14 protein-coding genes and 1 pseudogene are annotated in these 15,826 nt (G+C 72.6%); 11 read left to right on the top strand and 4 right to left on the bottom strand.

What is annotated here, in order from left to right:
• The first annotated feature begins 50 nt into the window (after window positions 1-50).
• The 6 genes and pseudogenes from EXU48_RS12975 to EXU48_RS24515 all read left to right on the top strand — a co-directional run bounded on the left by EXU48_RS12975 (window position 51) and on the right by EXU48_RS24515 (window position 6,898).
• Window positions 51-1,985, top strand: a complete 1,935-nt coding sequence (locus EXU48_RS12975; protein ID WP_235857010.1) for a dynamin family protein — start codon at window positions 51-53, stop codon at window positions 1,983-1,985.
• Window positions 1,973-3,754, top strand: a complete 1,782-nt coding sequence (locus EXU48_RS12980; RefSeq protein WP_133108099.1) for a GTPase — start codon at window positions 1,973-1,975, stop codon at window positions 3,752-3,754. The genes EXU48_RS12975 and EXU48_RS12980 overlap by 13 nt, the downstream gene beginning before the upstream one ends.
• 75 nt (window positions 3,755-3,829) lie before the next feature.
• On the top strand, window positions 3,830-5,662 hold the full coding sequence (aspS, locus tag EXU48_RS12985) for an aspartate--tRNA ligase (protein ID WP_133108100.1): 1,833 nt from the start codon (window positions 3,830-3,832) through the stop codon (window positions 5,660-5,662).
• On the top strand, window positions 5,659-6,447 hold the full coding sequence (locus tag EXU48_RS12990; RefSeq protein WP_133108101.1) for a GNAT family N-acetyltransferase: 789 nt from the start codon (window positions 5,659-5,661) through the stop codon (window positions 6,445-6,447). The genes aspS and EXU48_RS12990 overlap by 4 nt, the downstream gene beginning before the upstream one ends.
• 47 nt (window positions 6,448-6,494) lie before the next feature.
• Window positions 6,495-6,647, top strand: a pseudogene (locus EXU48_RS25425) (type II toxin-antitoxin system VapB family antitoxin); the annotation flags it as partial.
• Window positions 6,648-6,664: 17 nt separating this feature from the next.
• A complete protein-coding gene (locus tag EXU48_RS24515) occupies window positions 6,665-6,898 on the top strand; it encodes a type II toxin-antitoxin system VapC family toxin (protein WP_328591648.1) in 234 nt (77 codons plus the stop codon).
• A 39-nt stretch (window positions 6,899-6,937) separates the two neighbouring features.
• Here the strand turns inward: EXU48_RS24515 and EXU48_RS13000 are convergent, their stop codons facing one another.
• Together EXU48_RS13000 and EXU48_RS13005 are read right to left on the bottom strand one after the other, a co-directional pair.
• Window positions 6,938-7,435 (bottom strand): hypothetical protein, encoded by a 498-nt coding sequence (locus tag EXU48_RS13000; protein ID WP_133108102.1) that lies wholly within the window; start codon window positions 7,433-7,435, stop codon window positions 6,938-6,940.
• Window positions 7,435-9,714 carry an MMPL family transporter gene (locus EXU48_RS13005; RefSeq protein WP_133108103.1) on the bottom strand — a complete coding sequence of 760 codons (2,280 nt, stop codon included), beginning with the start codon at window positions 9,712-9,714 and terminating at the stop codon, window positions 7,435-7,437. The genes EXU48_RS13000 and EXU48_RS13005 overlap by 1 nt, the downstream gene beginning before the upstream one ends.
• Window positions 9,715-9,793: 79 nt before the next feature.
• Between EXU48_RS13005 and EXU48_RS13010 the strand changes: the two genes are divergently transcribed.
• Complete coding sequence (locus tag EXU48_RS13010) at window positions 9,794-11,149, top strand: replication-associated recombination protein A (protein WP_133108104.1); 1,356 nt, start codon at window positions 9,794-9,796, stop codon at window positions 11,147-11,149.
• A 24-nt stretch (window positions 11,150-11,173) separates the two neighbouring features.
• Here the strand turns inward: EXU48_RS13010 and EXU48_RS13015 are convergent, their stop codons facing one another.
• On the bottom strand, window positions 11,174-11,824 hold the full coding sequence (locus EXU48_RS13015; protein ID WP_133108105.1) for a TetR/AcrR family transcriptional regulator: 651 nt from the start codon (window positions 11,822-11,824) through the stop codon (window positions 11,174-11,176).
• Window positions 11,825-11,892: 68 nt separating this feature from the next.
• Between EXU48_RS13015 and EXU48_RS13020 the strand changes: the two genes are divergently transcribed.
• Window positions 11,893-12,687 carry an alpha/beta fold hydrolase gene (locus EXU48_RS13020; RefSeq protein WP_133108106.1) on the top strand — a complete coding sequence of 265 codons (795 nt, stop codon included), beginning with the start codon at window positions 11,893-11,895 and terminating at the stop codon, window positions 12,685-12,687.
• 34 nt (window positions 12,688-12,721) lie between these two features.
• On the opposite strand, the gene EXU48_RS13025 is transcribed toward EXU48_RS13020, so the two are convergent.
• Window positions 12,722-14,005, bottom strand: coding sequence for a cytochrome P450 (locus EXU48_RS13025; protein ID WP_207947724.1), 1,284 nt, complete (start codon window positions 14,003-14,005; stop codon window positions 12,722-12,724).
• Between the two features lie 264 nt (window positions 14,006-14,269).
• Here EXU48_RS13025 and rpsD point away from each other — a divergent pair, with 264 nt between their 5' ends.
• From rpsD to EXU48_RS13040, 3 genes are all read left to right on the top strand, one after another.
• Entirely contained in the window at window positions 14,270-14,896 is a 627-nt protein-coding gene (gene rpsD, locus EXU48_RS13030; RefSeq protein WP_133108108.1) for a 30S ribosomal protein S4, read from the top strand.
• Between the two features lie 177 nt (window positions 14,897-15,073).
• Window positions 15,074-15,427 carry a DUF948 domain-containing protein gene (locus EXU48_RS13035; protein ID WP_133108109.1) on the top strand — a complete coding sequence of 118 codons (354 nt, stop codon included), beginning with the start codon at window positions 15,074-15,076 and terminating at the stop codon, window positions 15,425-15,427.
• Window positions 15,424-15,756 carry a hypothetical protein gene (locus EXU48_RS13040; RefSeq protein ID WP_133108110.1) on the top strand — a complete coding sequence of 111 codons (333 nt, stop codon included), beginning with the start codon at window positions 15,424-15,426 and terminating at the stop codon, window positions 15,754-15,756. The genes EXU48_RS13035 and EXU48_RS13040 overlap by 4 nt, the downstream gene beginning before the upstream one ends.
• The last annotated feature ends 70 nt before the right edge of the window (window positions 15,757-15,826 follow it).

A 15,826-nucleotide genomic window follows, 5' to 3' on the forward strand; every position in this document is an offset into this window, starting at 1 on the left:
GGGTGGGGGCGAAGATGTGCCGTAACTCACGCACTGGCATGATCAGCGCCATGGAGTCCGCGCTGACCGCCCTGAGGGCGGCGATCGAGGCGGCGCACTTCCCGTTGGAGGTGCCCGGCGCGGACCCGGCCCGCGGCCTACGGGCGCACCTGCTGAACCAGCTCGACGACTACATCCTGCCCCGCTACGACCAGCTCGACGCGCCGCTGCTGGCCGTGGTCGGAGGGTCCACCGGCGCCGGGAAGTCGACCCTCGTCAACGCCCTGGTCGGTGCGCCGCTGACCCGACCCGGCGCGCTGCGCCCGACCACCAGGGACCCGGTCCTCATCCACCACCCCGCGGATGCTCGCTGGTTCGCCGACCAGCGCATCCTCCCGTCGCTGCCACGCGTGCGCGGCGACGGCACCATGCCGCCCGCCGGCATCGCCGGCGGCGCCGGGGGAGCCGCGCTGCGGCTGCAGCCCTACGAGGGACTGCAGCAGGGCCTCGCGCTGCTCGACGCGCCGGACATCGACTCGGTGGTCGAGGTGAACCGGCAACTGGCCTCCCAGCTCCTGGCGGCCGCGGACCTGTGGATCTTCGTGACCACCGCGAACCGGTACGCCGACGCGGTGCCGTGGGAGCTGCTCCGGGACGCCTCCCGCCGCCAGGTGGTCGTCGCCGTAGTCCTGGACCGGGTGCCGCCGCCCGTGCTGGAGGAGATCAGCCACGACCTGGCCGCGATGCTCGCGAGCGAGGGACTGGACCGGGCGCCGCTGTTCCTACTGCCCGAGACCGACCTGGACGCCTCCGGCGGGCCGGAGGGGTACAGCATGCTGCCTGCCCACCTGGTGACCGACCTGCGGAACTGGCTGCTGAACCTGACCGCCGACGAGCAGGCCCGCGCCGCGGTCATCCGGCAGACGCTCGCGGGGGCCACCATGGACGTGGCCCGGCAGTCGTCCGACCTCGCGGCCGCCGCCGAGGCCCAGGAACGGGCTGCCCGCGAGATCCGGGAACGCATCACCACCGCGTACGCCTCCGACGCCGTGCTGGAGGCGTTCGCCGACGGTGCGGTGCTGCGCGGGGAGGTCCTGGCCCGGTGGCAGGACTTCATCGGCACCGGCGACTTCATCCGGGGGCTGGAGCACCGGGTGGGCCGGATCAGGGACCAGGTGACGGCCTTCGTCACGGGCCGTCCACAGCCGGAGGTCGAGGTGAAGGAGGCGATCGGCACCGGACTGCAAGCACTCCTGGTGGCCGAGGCCGACGCCGCCGCCGAACGGGCCCAACAGTCGCTGCGGCAGGACAACGCGGGGCGAGCCCTGCTCGCCGGCCGGGACTGGGGCCGGGCCACCGGCGGCTTCGGTGAGCGCGCCGCCGAACAGGTGCGCCAGTGGCAGGGCTACCTGCTCGACCTCGTTCGCGGGGAAGGGCAGGGCAAGCGCACCATGGCCCGGATCCTCGCGTTCGGGGTGAACGGCGTCGGTGTCGCGCTGATGGTCGTGGTGTTCGCCTCCACCGGTGGGCTCGTCGGCGGCGAGATCGTCGTGGCCGGGGGCACCGCCGTGGTCGCCCAGAAGGTGCTCGAGGCGATCTTCGGCGACCAGGCGGTCAGGCGGCTCGCGGAGTCGGCTCGCAACGACTTCGCCGAACGGGCGACGGCGTTGCTCGCCACCGAGCGGCAACGGTTCCTCGACCTGCTCGGGCCGGTCGAGGGCGCACAGGAGATCGCGGCCGAGCTGCGGGTGCGCGGCGAGGCGGTCCTCGAACGCGGCGCCACCACCCTCGAGTCCGCTCCCGCGCCGGCGGCGCTCGGTGCCGGCACCACGGGGGACCTCCCGGCAGGCTCCGGGCCTGGAGACCCCAGCCCGGCCCGCGTGATCGAGACCACCGACTACGTCGTCACCGACACCCCCGGGCACCGCGCGTCCGCCACCGGCCCGGACGGCGCCCCGAACGAGGCACCCGGCAGTCCCGACACGGAGCGCCCATGGCACGGCTGACCGCGCGGGCCCGTGCCACCGAACGGGCCGACCTCGGCCCCCGGCTCGCCGGCCTACGGGACGCCGTCGAGGTCCTCGACCGGGTCGGCGCGGACACCCTGGCCGACCCCACCCACGGCAGGCACAGCACGGGCGGGCCGCACCGCAGCGACCCACCCGAGCCCGCCGCCCCGTTGGCCCGCGCGCACGCGGTGCTCGCCCGGGTCGGACGGCGTCGTGAGCTGTCCACCGAGCACACCGTGGTCGCCCTCGCCGGTGCGACCGGCAGCGGGAAGTCGTCGGTGTTCAACGCCCTGTCCGGCACCGACGTCGCGGCCGTCGGGGCGCGCCGGCCGACGACCTCGCACCCGCTCGCGGTGATCTGGGGACCCGCCGCGCCGGCCGGCGAGCTGCTCGACTGGCTCGAGGTCACCCAGCGCGTCGAGGTGGCTCCCGACCACGGTGTTGCCGATGGCACCGACGGCACTGACGGCACTGACGGCACTGCCCTGTCCGGCCTGATTCTTCTCGACCTGCCGGACATCGACTCCGTGCAAACCGAGCACCACCAGCGGGCCGCCCGTCTCGCCGAGTCGGTCGACGTCCTGGTCTGGGTCCTGGACCCGCAGAAGTACGCCGACGCCGTGGTCCACACCCAGTACCTACGGCCGATGTCCCGGCACGCCGAGGTCACGGTCGCCGTGCTGAACCAGGCGGATCTGCTCGCACCGGGTGACCGGGCGCCGGTCCTGGCGGACCTGACCGAACGGCTCGTCGACGACGGGCTGCGCGGGGCCCAGGTGCTCGCGGTGTCGGCGCGCACCGGGGAGGGTCTGGCGGACCTGCGCGAGGTGATCGCGAGGTTCGTGTCCCAGCGGCGGGCCGCGGATGCCCGACTGTCGGCGGACCTCGCGACCGTCGCGGCCCAGCTCCAGTCCGCCTACGCCGCCGATGTCGCCGGCGAGCTCGCCGCGCCGGACCGGCGTCGCCTGGTGGCCACCCTGGCCAGGTCCGCCGGCGTGGACGAGGTGGCGGACGCCGTCGCCGGCTCGTTCCGACACCGGGCCCGGGCCGCGACCGGCTGGCCGGTCACCCGCTGGCTCGGCCGGTTCCGCCGCGACCCGCTGCGTCGGCTGCACCTGGACCGGGTGCCCGAGCGCGGTGAGGGCGGTGCCGTTGTGGCCACGTCCTCGATCCCGTCCGCGACCCCGGTGCAGCGGGCCCAGGTGGCGACCGCGCTGCGGGACCTCGGGGACGCGACCTCCGCCGGCAGCGCCGAGCCCTGGCGGTCGTACGTGCGAGCCGGCGCCACCGGCGCCCTGGCGACCCTGCCCGATGCCCTGGACCAGGCCATCGTCTCGACCCCGTTGGCGGGCCGCTCCGACCCGCGTTGGTTCCGGGTGGTCGGAGCGCTGCAGTGGTTGGTGTTCGCGACGCTCGCCGCCGGGGCCCTGTGGCTCGGCGTACTCGCCGGCCTGCGCTACCTCGGGCTGCCGGTGACCTGGCTGCCGCAGCTGGGTCCGGTGCCGGCGGACCCGCCCTGGCCGGAGCTGCCCGCGCTGCCGTGGCCGACGGTGCTCGTGATCGCGGGCGCCGCGCTCGGGCTGCTGATCTCGCTGATCTCCGCGGTGGTCGCCCGGGTGGGCGCCGCCCGCCGGTCCCGCAAGGCCCGGGCCGACCTGAACCGTGCCGTCACCGAGGTCGCCGAGCGGCTCGTCCTGGACCCGGTCCGGGACCGGATCGCCGACGTGGCCACGTTCGCCGCCGGGATCCGCGCGGCCGGGGGCTGAGCAGCCGAGCCGGGCGCACTAGGATCGTGCAGGCGCCGGGCACCCACCGGCGCTCCTCGTTCGGAAGGATCACCCGTGCTTCGCACCCACAAGGCCGGCTCCCTGCGCGCCGGTGACATCGGTACCACCGTCACCCTGACCGGGTGGGTGGATCGCCGTCGGGATCACGGTGGGGTGGCGTTCATCGACCTGCGGGATGCGTCCGGCATCGTGCAGGTGGTCATCCGGGACGAGGCCGTGGCCCACCCGCTGCGCTCGGAGTTCGTGCTCAAGGTGACCGGTGAGGTCTCCCGGCGCCCCGAGGGCAACGCGAACCCGAACCTGGCCACCGGCGAGATCGAGGTCATCGCGACCGACGTCGAGGTGCTGAACACCGCCGCCGCGCTGCCGTTCCAGGTGTCCACCGCCCTGGACGAGCAGGTCACGGTCGGGGAGGAGACCCGGCTCAAGTATCGCTACCTGGACCTGCGCCGGCCCGCGCCGGCGCACGCCCTGCGGCTGCGCGCGAAGGTGAACGCCGCGGCCCGTCGGGTCCTGGACGCGGAGGACTTCGTCGAGGTCGAGACCCCCACGTTGACCCGGTCCACCCCGGAGGGGGCCCGGGACTTCCTCGTGCCCGCACGGCTCTCGCCGGGCTCCTGGTACGCCCTGCCGCAGTCCCCGCAGCTGTTCAAGCAGCTGCTCATGGTGGCCGGGATGGAGCGGTACTACCAGATCGCCCGCTGCTACCGCGACGAGGACTTCCGCGCCGACCGGCAGCCCGAGTTCACCCAGCTCGACGTCGAGATGAGCTTCGTCGACCAGGACGACGTGATCGCCGTCGCCGAGCGGGTCCTGGTCGCGCTCTGGGAGCTGATCGGCTACACGATCCCCACCCCGATCCCGCGGATGACCTACGCCGAGGCGATGCGCCGGTTCGGCTCGGACAAGCCCGACCTGCGGTTCGGTCTGGAGCTGACCGAGCTCACCGAGTACTTCGCGAACACCCCGTTCCGGGTGTTCCAGGCCCCCTACGTCGGTGCCGTGGTCATGCCCGGCGGTGGCTCGCAGCCGCGTCGGCAGTTCGACGCCTGGCAGGAATGGGCCAAGCAGCGCGGGGCCAGGGGCTTGGCGTACGTCACCGTCGGCGAGGACGGCGAGCTCGGCGGGCCGGTCGCCAAGAACCTGTCCGACGGCGAACGGGCCGGCCTGGTCGAGGCCGTCGGGGCGAGCCCAGGCGATGCCGTGTTCTTCGCCGCCGGGACCGTCACCGACGCGCGCGCCCTGCTCGGGGCCGCGCGGCTGGAGATCGCCCGACGCACCGAGCTGATCGACGAGGGCGACTGGAAGTTCGTCTGGGTCGTCGACGCGCCGATGTTCGAGTCCGCCGAGGCCGCGGTGGCCGCCGGAGACGTGGCCGTGGGCGCCGGGAAGTGGACCGCCGTGCACCACGCGTTCACGTCTCCGAAGCCGGAGTTCCTGGACACCTTCGACACCGACCCCGGCAGCGCCCTGAGCTACGCCTACGACATCGTCTGCAACGGCAACGAGATCGGCGGCGGCTCGATCCGTATCCACCAGCGCGACGTGCAGGAGCGCGTCTTCGACCTGATGGGACTGGACGAGGAGTCGGCGCAGACGAAGTTCGGCTTCCTGCTCGACGCGTTCGCGTACGGCGCCCCGCCGCACGGCGGGATCGCGTTCGGCTGGGACCGGATCCTCACCCTGCTCACCGGGTCGGACTCGATCCGCGAGGTGATCGCGTTCCCGAAGTCCGGCGGCGGCTTCGACCCGCTCACCCAGGCGCCAGCACCGATCACGGCGCAGCAGCGCAAGGAGGCCGGCGTGGATGCACCGGTGAAGGCGCCCAAGCCCGCGGCTACCGCCGACGCCCAGGCGGCTGACGGCGGCGCGACCGACGCGAGGTGACGTCGCCGGAGGCCCTGAGCCCCCGGAGCGTCGCCGACCTGCCCGCGCCGTGGTCGACCCATCGGTTCGTCGTCGACGACTTCGACCGGTGGGCCGACCCGCTCGCGTGGGGCGACCACCGGGCACTGCTGTTCCTCGCCCGGCCACGGCCGGAGACGGCGGCGCTGATCGGGGTGGGCGAGCCGGCGGCCCTGGCGGACGTCCTCACGGGCGTGGTCAGGCCCGACGGCGGACCGTCCGGCGCCGTGTCACCTCACCTCGCGCGGGTGGCCGCGGCGAGTCTGACGCGCGGCACCTGGGACCTGCTCGACCCTGCGGTCGCCGCCGCGCTCGCTCTGCCGACCGTCTCCCACTGGGACTGGCTCTGGACCGAGACCCCACCTCCCGCGACGCCTGGTGAGGATGCGGTCCGCACGCTCGATCCGGTCGCCGATGCCGAGGAGATCCTCGGCGTGCAGGCGGAGGCGAACCCAACCACCCACCTCACCCTGGACCGGGAGGGTGCCCGCTGGTTCGGCTGGCGGGACGGGCAGGGCAGTCTGCGCGCGATCGGTGGGGCGACCCAGCGTCCGGTCTCGGTCCACCTCGGTTCCATCGCCACCGTGCCGCAGTGGCGGGGCCGCGGCCTCGGCGCCGCCGTCACCGCGGTCATGACCCGTGGCGGGATCGCGAGCACCGGGCAGGTGAGTCTGGGCATGTACGCCGACAATGCGCCCGCCAGGCGCCTGTATACCCGGCTCGGCTTCGCCGTCGGGCAGGAGGTCGAGACCCACCGCCGGGCGTGATGGAGGGCCTGTTCTACCTCGCGAGGTAGAACTGCGAGATGACCACGATGAACATCAAGGACCCCGAGGTCAACCGGCTCGCTCGTGCTCTGGCGGCACGGCGGCAGACCACCATGACGGGCGCCGTGCGCCAGGCGCTGACGGAGACGCTGGCTCGCGACGAGGCCGCCCGCGAGGGGGCCGCCGACCGGCTACTCACACTCGCGGCCGCCAGAGGCTGCTCGACGAGTTCATCAACATCGCCGGTGGCTCGATCGAGCCCGTGGACGCCGCACAGCTGGCCATCGCGCGACGAGCACATCTGCAGTACGGCCGAGGCTCCGGGTCGCCCGCGAGACTGAACTACGGCGACTGCTTCGCCTACGCCCTCGCTACCGCCACGGACCGGCCGCTCCTGTACAAGGGGAACGACTTCAGCCACACCGTCGTCGTGCCCGGCGCTGCGTCGTAGCGGCCCGACGGGCAGGACGGGTCGGCCCCGCCCGGAGTCCTACCGGATCTGGTCCGGTGGGCCGAGTTCGATCACGGCCAACGGCAGCAGTACGCGCGGCCCGAGCGCCCACACGATCGCGTCCGGGCAGGAATATCGTGCGAACACGGCGTCCCCGAGCACCAGCGCGGTCTGCACCGGCAGCGAACCAGGTTCGGGCGGCCAGGGTGCCATCTCTTCGACGTCCGCAGGCTTCAAGGTGCCGACCCTCGGGCCGATCTGGTCTCGTCTCGGCAACGGATCCGCGAGCATGAGCCTCGCACGCTCGCGCCAGTCGTGGTCACCTGGGCCGAACTCGGCCTGCACCCGGACCTCGGTTCCGGACCGGGTCCAATAGACCTGGGTTGCTCCGAGGAAGTCCAGGGTGTCGATCAGATCATCGGAGCGTTCCGTCTCGACCGTGCCCACCTCCGCCAGGGTGAGGCCGAGTTCCGCATGGTTCCGGACTCGGGCGCCATACGGCACGTGTGCCGCGTGCGCCCACCACGTTCGTGCCATCAGTGCTGGATCGCGAACCGCTTGTGCAGGCGCCGCAACGGCTCGGGCGCCCACCAGTTCCAGTGCCCGAGCAGCGTCATCGTGGCCGGCACGAGCAGCATCCGGACCAGCGTCGCGTCCACCAGCACCGTCAGGGCGAGGGCGACACCGGCCTGCTTGATCGCGATCAGCTCACCCGTGGCGAAACCGGCGAACACGACCACGATCACCAGTGCCGCGGACGTGATGATCCGTCCGGACTGCTGCAGTCCCTGCCGGACCGCGAGGTCGTTGTCGCCGCTGGCGTCATAGAACTCCTTGATCCGGGCGAGCAGGAACACCTCGTAGTCCATGGCCAGACCGAACCCGAACGCGATCACGATGGCGACCACGTAGGACTCCAGGCCGCCGGTGGAGGTGAACCCGAGCGGTCCGGACAGGTGCCCCTGCTGGAAGACCCACGTGGTGATCCCCAGCGACGCCCCGAGGGAGAGGATGTTGATCAGCAGCGCCTTCAGCGGGACCAGCAGCGACCCGGTCATCAGGAACAACAGCACGAACGTCGCGACGATCACCACCCCGACGGCCCACGGCAGGCCCTCCAGGAGCGCATCGGTGAAGTCGAGCTGGTTCGCTGCCTGGCCGAGCACCCAGACCTCTTCCGGGGCGCCGTCGGTACGTCCGAGCTCCCGGATCTCCTCCACGACCGCGGTGGCCACCTCGCCACCGGCGTCGTCGGTGTCCGGCCGCACGCCGATCAACTGGTGGGAGTCTCCGACGGCGGTAGGCGGGTTGACGCCCTCGACGTCGGGCAGCGCGGAGATCTCGTCGGCGAACGTCTGGGCGTCGGCCGCGCCGGCCTCGACGAGCACCTGGACCGCAGGGGTCGCGAGCATCGGGTAGTCCGCCTGCACGACGTCGATGAAGTCGCGCTGGTCCGAGTCGCGGGGGAGCATCTCGGTCGTGGAGTTACGGAGTTGGAGTCCCAGGACGGGGGAGGCGAGCACGGCCAGCACGATCGTGGTCAGCACGAGGACCACCCAGGGACGCCGCTGCACGCCCCCCGCGAGCCGGGAGAAGAAACCGTGCTCGGGCGCGACGTCGCCGAGCCGGCCGATCAGGGACCGCAGCACGGGCACCTTGCTGAGCACGGAGGGCTTGAGCATCCGCCGGCCGACGAGCGTGAGCAGCGCCGGCACCAGCGTCAGCGCCGAGGCGACCGCGATGACCACGACCGACACCCCGGCCGCCCCGAGCGACTTGAGGATGTCCGGGCGCAGCAGCAGAAGGCCGGAGATCGCCACAGCCACGGTGACCGCCGAGAACGTGACGGTCCGCCCCGCCGTCGACATCGTGCGCCTGAGCGCCCGCACCAGGACCGGGTCGACGCCCCGGCGGCCCCGGCGGCCGCGTGAGCGGCGCTCGCCGGCCCCGAGTTCGGCCTCGGCCGCGGCAGCGGCCCGGATCTCCTCCCGGTACCGGGACACGATCAGCAGGCCGTAGTCGATGGACAACCCGAGCCCGAGGACGGTGACCACGTTGACGACCACGGAGTCGAGATCCAGCACGTAGGAGAAGCCGTACAGGGCGCCCAGACCACCGGCGATCGAGGCGAGCGCCCCGGCCAGCGGCATGCCCGCCGTCAGGAAGCCGCCGAAGACGACGATCATGATCAGCAGGGAGATGGGTAGTGCCACCGCCTCGCCCCGGGCGAGGTCGGTCTGGAGCTGGCCGATGATCTCGTCCGTGATGATCGGGCTGCTCGAGATGAGCCCGGTCGCCTCGCCGGAGATCGCGGTCGGGAACTCCTCGAGCTCGGTGACGACCTCGTCGTGCGCCGCCTCGGGTGCGTCGGCGGCCAGGGTGACGGAGACGAAGAAGCCGTCCTGCTCCGTGGAGACGAACGCGAGTGCCCGCGGGTCGGCCGGGCCACCGGGAAAGACATACGGGTCAACCACCGAGTCCACCCCGTCGATGGCCAACAGCGTGGTGTGCAGCGTCGTGGACGCGCGTCCGGCGGCGCTCACGTCGTCCGGGTCCGACAGGTCGACGCCCTGGATGACGAGGGAGATGGTCTCGCCGGTGTCGTCGTTGTCGGCGATGATGTCCGCGCCGATCTGGCTCTGGGACCCCGGCACCCGGGGCTCCCCGGAGTGCAGCCGGTCGAACAGTCCCGGGCCGCCGCCGAAACCGGTCATGGCGAGTGCGAGGCACCCCCCGACCAGGAGGATCCAGATGATCACGGTCAGGCGGGGGCGGTGGGCGATGTCACGTCCCAGGCGATCGAACACGGGAGCCATGATGACAGCCCGGCGACAGCCCCGGTTGCGACCCGGGACCCCGCGATGATCCGGTCCGCGGGCCGCGTAGGCTGCTCGGGTGGATCTGTTCGAAGCGGCCGGCACCGATGACGTCGGCGTCCCGCGGGCACGAGAGGGCGCCCCGCTCGCCGTCCGGATGCGGCCCGCCGTCCCTGCCGAGGTGCTCGGCCAGGACCATCTCCTCGAGCCCGGATCGCCCCTGCGACGGCTGATCGACCCGCCCGTGGCGGGGGCGCTGCCGCCGTCATCGGTGATCCTGTGGGGTCCGCCGGGCACCGGCAAGACGACGCTGGCCTACCTGGTCGCGCACGTGTCCGGTCGGCGGTTCGTGGAACTGTCCGCGGTCACCGCCGGGGTGAAGGACGTGCGGGCGGTCATCGAGGACGCGCGGCGGCGTCTCGCCGGCTCGGGCGGGGAGACGGTGCTGTTCATCGACGAGGTGCACCGGTTCTCCAAGACCCAGCAGGACGCGCTGTTGCCCGCCGTCGAGAACCGGTGGGTCACCCTCATGGCCGCCACCACGGAGAACCCGTCCTTCTCGGTGATCTCACCGCTGCTGTCGCGGTCGATCATGCTGACCCTGCGGCCGCTTGAGACCGAGGACCTCGACGCACTGCTGACCCGGGCGCTGACCGACGAACGGGGCCTGGCCGGCCGGGCGAGCCTCGCCGACGACGCCCGGGCCTACCTGTTGCGCCTGGCCGGAGGCGACGCGCGCAAGTCGCTCACGATCCTGGAGGCGGCGGCCGGCACCGCCCAGTCCGGCTCCGACGCCGGTGACGTGGTGATCGGTCTGCAGGCCGTGGAGCGGGCCATCGACGTCGCGGCGGTGCGGTACGACCGCGACGGGGATCAGCACTACGACGTGATCAGTGCCTTCATCAAGTCGATGCGGGGCAGCGACGTGGACGCGGCCCTGCACTATCTGGCCCGGATGATCGCCGCGGGGGAGGACCCCCGGTTCATCGCCCGCCGGATCGTGATCGCGGCGTCCGAGGACGTCGGGATGGCGGACCCCGCGGCCCTGCAGACGGCGATGGCCGCCGCGCAGGCGGTCGCGATGATCGGGATGCCCGAGGCGCGGATCATCCTCGGGCAGGCCGTCGTGCACGTGGCCACCGCTCCGAAGTCGAACGCCTCCTACAACGCGATCAACGCGGCTCTCGCGGACGTGCAGGCCGGGAAGGTGCCGCTGGTCCCGGCGCACCTGCGGGACGCGCACTACGCCGGGGCGAAGCGCATCGGGCACGGGCAGGGGTACGTGTACTCCCACGACGAGCCGCACGGCGTGGCCCGCCAGCAGTACCTCCCGGACGACCTGCGGGGCACCACGTACTACAGCCCCACCGACCGCGGCTACGAACGTGGCCTCACCGAACGGCTCGCCCGGATCCGCGCGATGCTCACCGACTGAGAGCCGGCCGCGCTCCTCGCACCGTCAGGTCGCCGACGGGTGTCCGATCGAACGCAGGAAGGCGGTCACGGCGGCCTGCGCGTGGGCGCGACGCTCGGCCGGGGAGGGAATCGCCCCGTCACCCAGCAGCATCGCGGCATTGAGCGGCCCGCCCATCACCAGCCAGTTGTAGTGCCGGGCCGCCACGAGCGTGTCGTGGGCGGGCAGGACGCCCGCCGCGACCCACCCGGCCAACCGCCGCTGCACCCCGGCGATCGCGCGCTCGGGCCCGTGCTCGAACAGGGCCCTGCCGAGGTCGGGGAACCGGTTCGCCTCACCGATCACGAGTCGGCGCAGCCGGAGGATGCGGGGCGTGAGGACCGCGTCGAGCATGGCCACGGCGAGATCCGTGAGGTTCGTGCCGACGTCACCCGCTACCCCGGGGGTCTCATGCCCGACCGGGGCGCCGGTGTCATCCGTCATCGAGCTGACCAGGACCTCGAAGAGCTGCTCCTTGTTGCCGAAGTGCTTGTACACGGTCTGCTTCGAACTGCCCGAGATCCTCGCGACCTCGTCCATGCTCGAGCCGACATAGCCGTCGCGGAGGAAGACCTCCTCGGCGGCGCCGAGGATGGCGGCGTGGACGCGCTCGCTGCGTGAGGATGCGGGGGCTGCGGCTGGATCGATCGTTGACATACCAGAACTGTACCGTCTAGTGTTGAGGAACGGAACTGGACCGTCTAGTTCCGTGAAGGGAGCCGACGATGACCGAGTACGCGGAGACCAGTGCGGGGGACCGGATCGGGTTCGACCGCTACGGCCCGGCGTCCAGCACCGGGCCGGGCGTCGTCTTCGTCGCCGGTGCCGGCCCATTCCGAGCCATGGACCCGACGACCACCGAGACCGCCAGGCTCGCGGCCGAGGCGGGGGTGGTGACGCTGGTCCACGACCGACTCGGTCGTGGCGACAGTCAGGCCGCAGGCGACCTGACCCTCGAGCGTGAGCTCTCCGCGATCGCCGCGGCGATCGACGAGGTGGGCGGCAGCGCCGTCCTCGTCGGACACTCGTCGGGCTGCACGATCGCGATGGCGGCGGCCGACGCCGGGCTGCCGGTGACGGGCCTGGCGCTCTGGGAGGCGCCGGTCGGGCAGTTCGACGGCGGGGCCGCCCAGTTCGAGACGGACTTCCTGCGGCACCTCGACCGGGGCGACCACGAGGCCGCGCAGAAGGAGTACATGCGCGACATGCCACCGGAGTTCCTCGAGGGCGCGATGCAGGACCCGGCCTGGCCGCAGATCGTGCGCGGCAGCCGGACCTACCGCGCCGACGCGCGCTCCCTGGCGTGGGCCGAGGAAGTGCCGGCGAGCGAGCGGTACGCGAGGATCACCGTGCCCGTGCTCGTCATGGTCGGCGAGCAGACGTTCCCGGGCATGACCGAGTCGGCCGAGATGCTGCGGGACGCGATCCCGAGCGCGGCGTTCCGGGTGATGCCCGGGGCGATGCACGAGTGGGAGGCGGGCCCGATGGCGCCCGTGATCGCCGCGCTCGCCCGCGCCTGAAGACGTTGGACGGCCCGCGATCCGCGCCCGCCGGTCACCGGCGCGCGTCGACGTGCACCCGGAGGCCGTCCCGCGGCCGCATGGCCGCGAACCCGGTCGGCCGGATCCGCTGCTCGGGCAGGGTCAGGTCCAGCCGGGTGAGCATCCGGGCCAGCATCACGGTCAGCTCCGTGGTGGCCATGGTCGCGCCGATGCACCGGTGCGGGCCGCCACCGAACGGCAGGAACCGGGCCGGCCCCGGCTTGACATGCTCGGTCGATCCGGGGAGCCACCGCTGCGGCCGGAACTCCAACGGACGATCCCAGTACTCGGGCATCCGTTGGGTCAGGTACGGGCTGAGCAGCAGCGTCGTGCCGGGGCGAAGCACGGTGCCCTCGACCTCGAAGTCCTGGGCCACGTGACGGGCGGTGACCACCGCCGGTGGGTACAGGCGCAGGGTCTCGTTCACGACCCCGGTCAGGTACGGCAGCGAGCCCAGGTCGCTCGGCCGGGGCGGCGCGTCGCCGACGACCGCGCGCACCTCCTCCCGCGCCGCCGCCCACACGTCGCGGTTGGTGGTGAGCGCGTAGACCGCCCACGCCATGGCCGCACTGGTGGTCTCGTAGCCCGCGGCGATCAGGGTGACCACCTGGTCCCTGACCTCCAGGTCGCTCAGGCGCTCGTCGTCGGAGTCCCGGCCGTTCACCAGGGTCGCGAGGACGTGGTCACCGACCGGTGGCCCGAGGGAGCGGGCGCGCTCGATCTCGGCCCGGATCCGACGGTCGACGTCGGCCCGGGCCCGACCTGCTCGCTGCCACGTCCGCGTACTCAGCCGCCGGTGCCAGTCGGTCAGCGCCGGCAGGCCGTCGACGAGGTCGAGCAACGGCTGCAGGCTCCGGCCCAACTCGTCAGCGTAGGCGGCCAGTCCGGGCCCGAACAGTGCGTTGATCGTGCTCCGCCGGATCGCGGCGCGGAACTCGGCGTAGGCGTCCACCTCGGTGCCCGGCCGCATGGTGTCGATCACAGCGTCCGCGGTCGAGGCCATGATCTGCACATGGTGCGCCACCTGGCTCAGGTGCATCGACGGCTGCACGAGCCGGCGCCGGCGCCGATGCGCAGCGCCGTCCGAGACGATCATGGACGTCGGCCCGTCCACCGGCACCAGGCCGGCGAAGGCCTCCTCCCAACGGAACCTGTCCGAGGCGGCGAAGACCGCGGCGTTCGCGGCCTCGCCGCGGACGTAGGCGAACCCGCGCGCGCCGCCCACGCGCAGCACGGGGCCGAACCGGTCGTGGCAGCGCCCGAGGAACTCGGCGGGTCGGTAGGTCAGGGCGGTCACGGAACTCCCCCTCGTTGCGCTTCGTCCCACTGTGTCATCGCTACCGGGAGGGTCACCCACCCGCCACCCGGCGACCTGCCGCACGCACGGGCACACCCGGCGGATGCGGTAGAGTGGTCGGGTTGTCCGTTCGGACACCTGGGGTCCTAGCCGAAGGTCGCGCACGCGTTCGCCGAGCGTGGTCGGGAGTCGGCCCCACGCCACACCGGCACCAGCCGGTCCGTGGTGTGACGTCATCAACAACACGACAGGAACACATTTCGCATGGCATCACAGAACCGCACGCGCCGCCAGGTGCGACTGTCCCGCGCGCTGGGCATCGCCCTCACGCCGAAGGCCGTCAAGTACTTCGAGAAGCGCCCCTACCCGCCGGGCGAGCACGGCCGCGCCCGTCGCCGCACCGAGAGTGACTACGCGGTCCGGTTGAAGGAGAAGCAGCGCCTGCGCGCCCAGTACGGGCTCCGCGAGGTGCAGTTGCGCCGTGCCTTCGACGAGGCCCGCCGCGAGCCGTGGCTGACCGGTGAGTCGCTGGTCGAGCTGCTCGAGATGCGTCTCGACGCGCTCGTGCTGCGCGCCGGCTTCGCCCGCACCATCGCCCAGTCGCGCCAGGCCGTGGTGCACCGCCACATCCTGGTGGACGGCAAGCTGGTGGACCGTCCCTCCTTCCGCGTGAAGCCGGGTCAGGTCGTCCAGATCAAGCCGCGCAGCCAGACCATGGTGCCGTTCCAGGTGGCCGCCGCCGGCGCCCACCGGGACGTGCTGCCGCAGGTGCCCGAGTACCTGAGCGTCGACCTCGAGAAGCTCCGCTTCGAGCTGGTCCGCCGCCCCAAGCGCGCCGAGGTCCCCGTGACCTGTGACGTGCAGCTGGTCGTGGAGCACTACTCGCGCTGACGCTGCAGACGAACGTCGGAGCATCGACCCGCCCCGGGACGGCCGCACCTCGGCCGGCACCCGGGGCGGGCTCGTCTCGCCCACCGACGGGGGCCTGGGGTATCCGGTTCCCCGACTGGAACGGGTAGTGTCGCCCCGAGGATCTTCCCCCGCCCCGTAGCCGCTGGAGGCAGCGTCATGTCAATCGCAGACGTCGCAGGTCTGATCGCCGCGATCGCGTTCGTGCTGCTCGTCGGAGCACTCGCGATCCCGCTGTTCAAACTGGGACGGGTGATGGACGAGGCCCGCACGTCACTGGCCCAGATCACCGAGCACACGTTGCCGGTGATCGACGAGGCCGCGCAGACCATCACCGCCACCAACGGTCAGATCGCCAAGGTGGACACGGTCACCACGGCCGCGGCCGAGGTCTCCACGAACGTCTCCGCGATGACCTCGCTGATCTCCGCCACGGTCGGTGCGCCGCTGATCAAGGTGGCCGCCTTCTCGCTGGCGGTGCGCGGCCTGTTCGGCAAGGCGGAGAAGAAGTGAAGCGGCTGTTCTGGATCGGCGTCGGTGTGGGCGTGACCGTGCTCGTGCTCCGTCAGGTCGGACGCCTGAACAACACCGTCGGGAAGGTGGCCCACGCGGTCAGCCCGGCCGGGATCGCGGACTCGATCACGGAGCTGGCCACCACCGCCAAGGAACTCGGCGAGACGTTCCGGGCGTCGATGGCCGAGAACGAAGCCGCCCTGACGGCTGCGCTGCTGCCCTCCGAGGAGGAGCGCGCCCGGGCCGCACGGGTTCGCGAGGAACGACGCGCCGCCGAGCGACGGGTCACCGACGAGTACAACCCCGACGACGAGAACGAGTTCTTCTAGGCGCTGCGGCGCCTGCGAGAGCACCCCGGCCGGGCACCCGGCCCGCCGCCACAACGTGAACGTGAACCTG

The organism is Occultella glacieicola (assembly GCF_004353825.1).
Lineage (GTDB): Bacteria > Actinomycetota > Actinomycetes > Actinomycetales > Beutenbergiaceae > Occultella > Occultella glacieicola.

Bases quoted from the DNA above. Each gene is read 5' to 3' on its own strand.
- EXU48_RS12975 (WP_235857010.1), top strand. From the start codon at position 51: ATGGAGTCCGCGCTGACCGCCCTGAGGGCGGCGATCGAGGCGGCGCAC.
- EXU48_RS12980 (WP_133108099.1), top strand. From the start codon at position 1,973: ATGGCACGGCTGACCGCGCGGGCCCGTGCCACCGAACGGGCCGACCTC.
- EXU48_RS13000 (WP_133108102.1), bottom strand. From the start codon at position 7,435: ATGGCACGAACGTGGTGGGCGCACGCGGCACACGTGCCGTATGGCGCC.
- EXU48_RS13005 (WP_133108103.1), bottom strand. From the start codon at position 9,714: ATGGCTCCCGTGTTCGATCGCCTGGGACGTGACATCGCCCACCGCCCC.
- EXU48_RS13015 (WP_133108105.1), bottom strand. From the start codon at position 11,824: ATGTCAACGATCGATCCAGCCGCAGCCCCCGCATCCTCACGCAGCGAG.
- EXU48_RS13020 (WP_133108106.1), top strand. From the start codon at position 11,893: ATGACCGAGTACGCGGAGACCAGTGCGGGGGACCGGATCGGGTTCGAC.
- rpsD (WP_133108108.1), top strand. From the start codon at position 14,270: ATGGCATCACAGAACCGCACGCGCCGCCAGGTGCGACTGTCCCGCGCG.
- EXU48_RS13035 (WP_133108109.1), top strand. From the start codon at position 15,074: ATGTCAATCGCAGACGTCGCAGGTCTGATCGCCGCGATCGCGTTCGTG.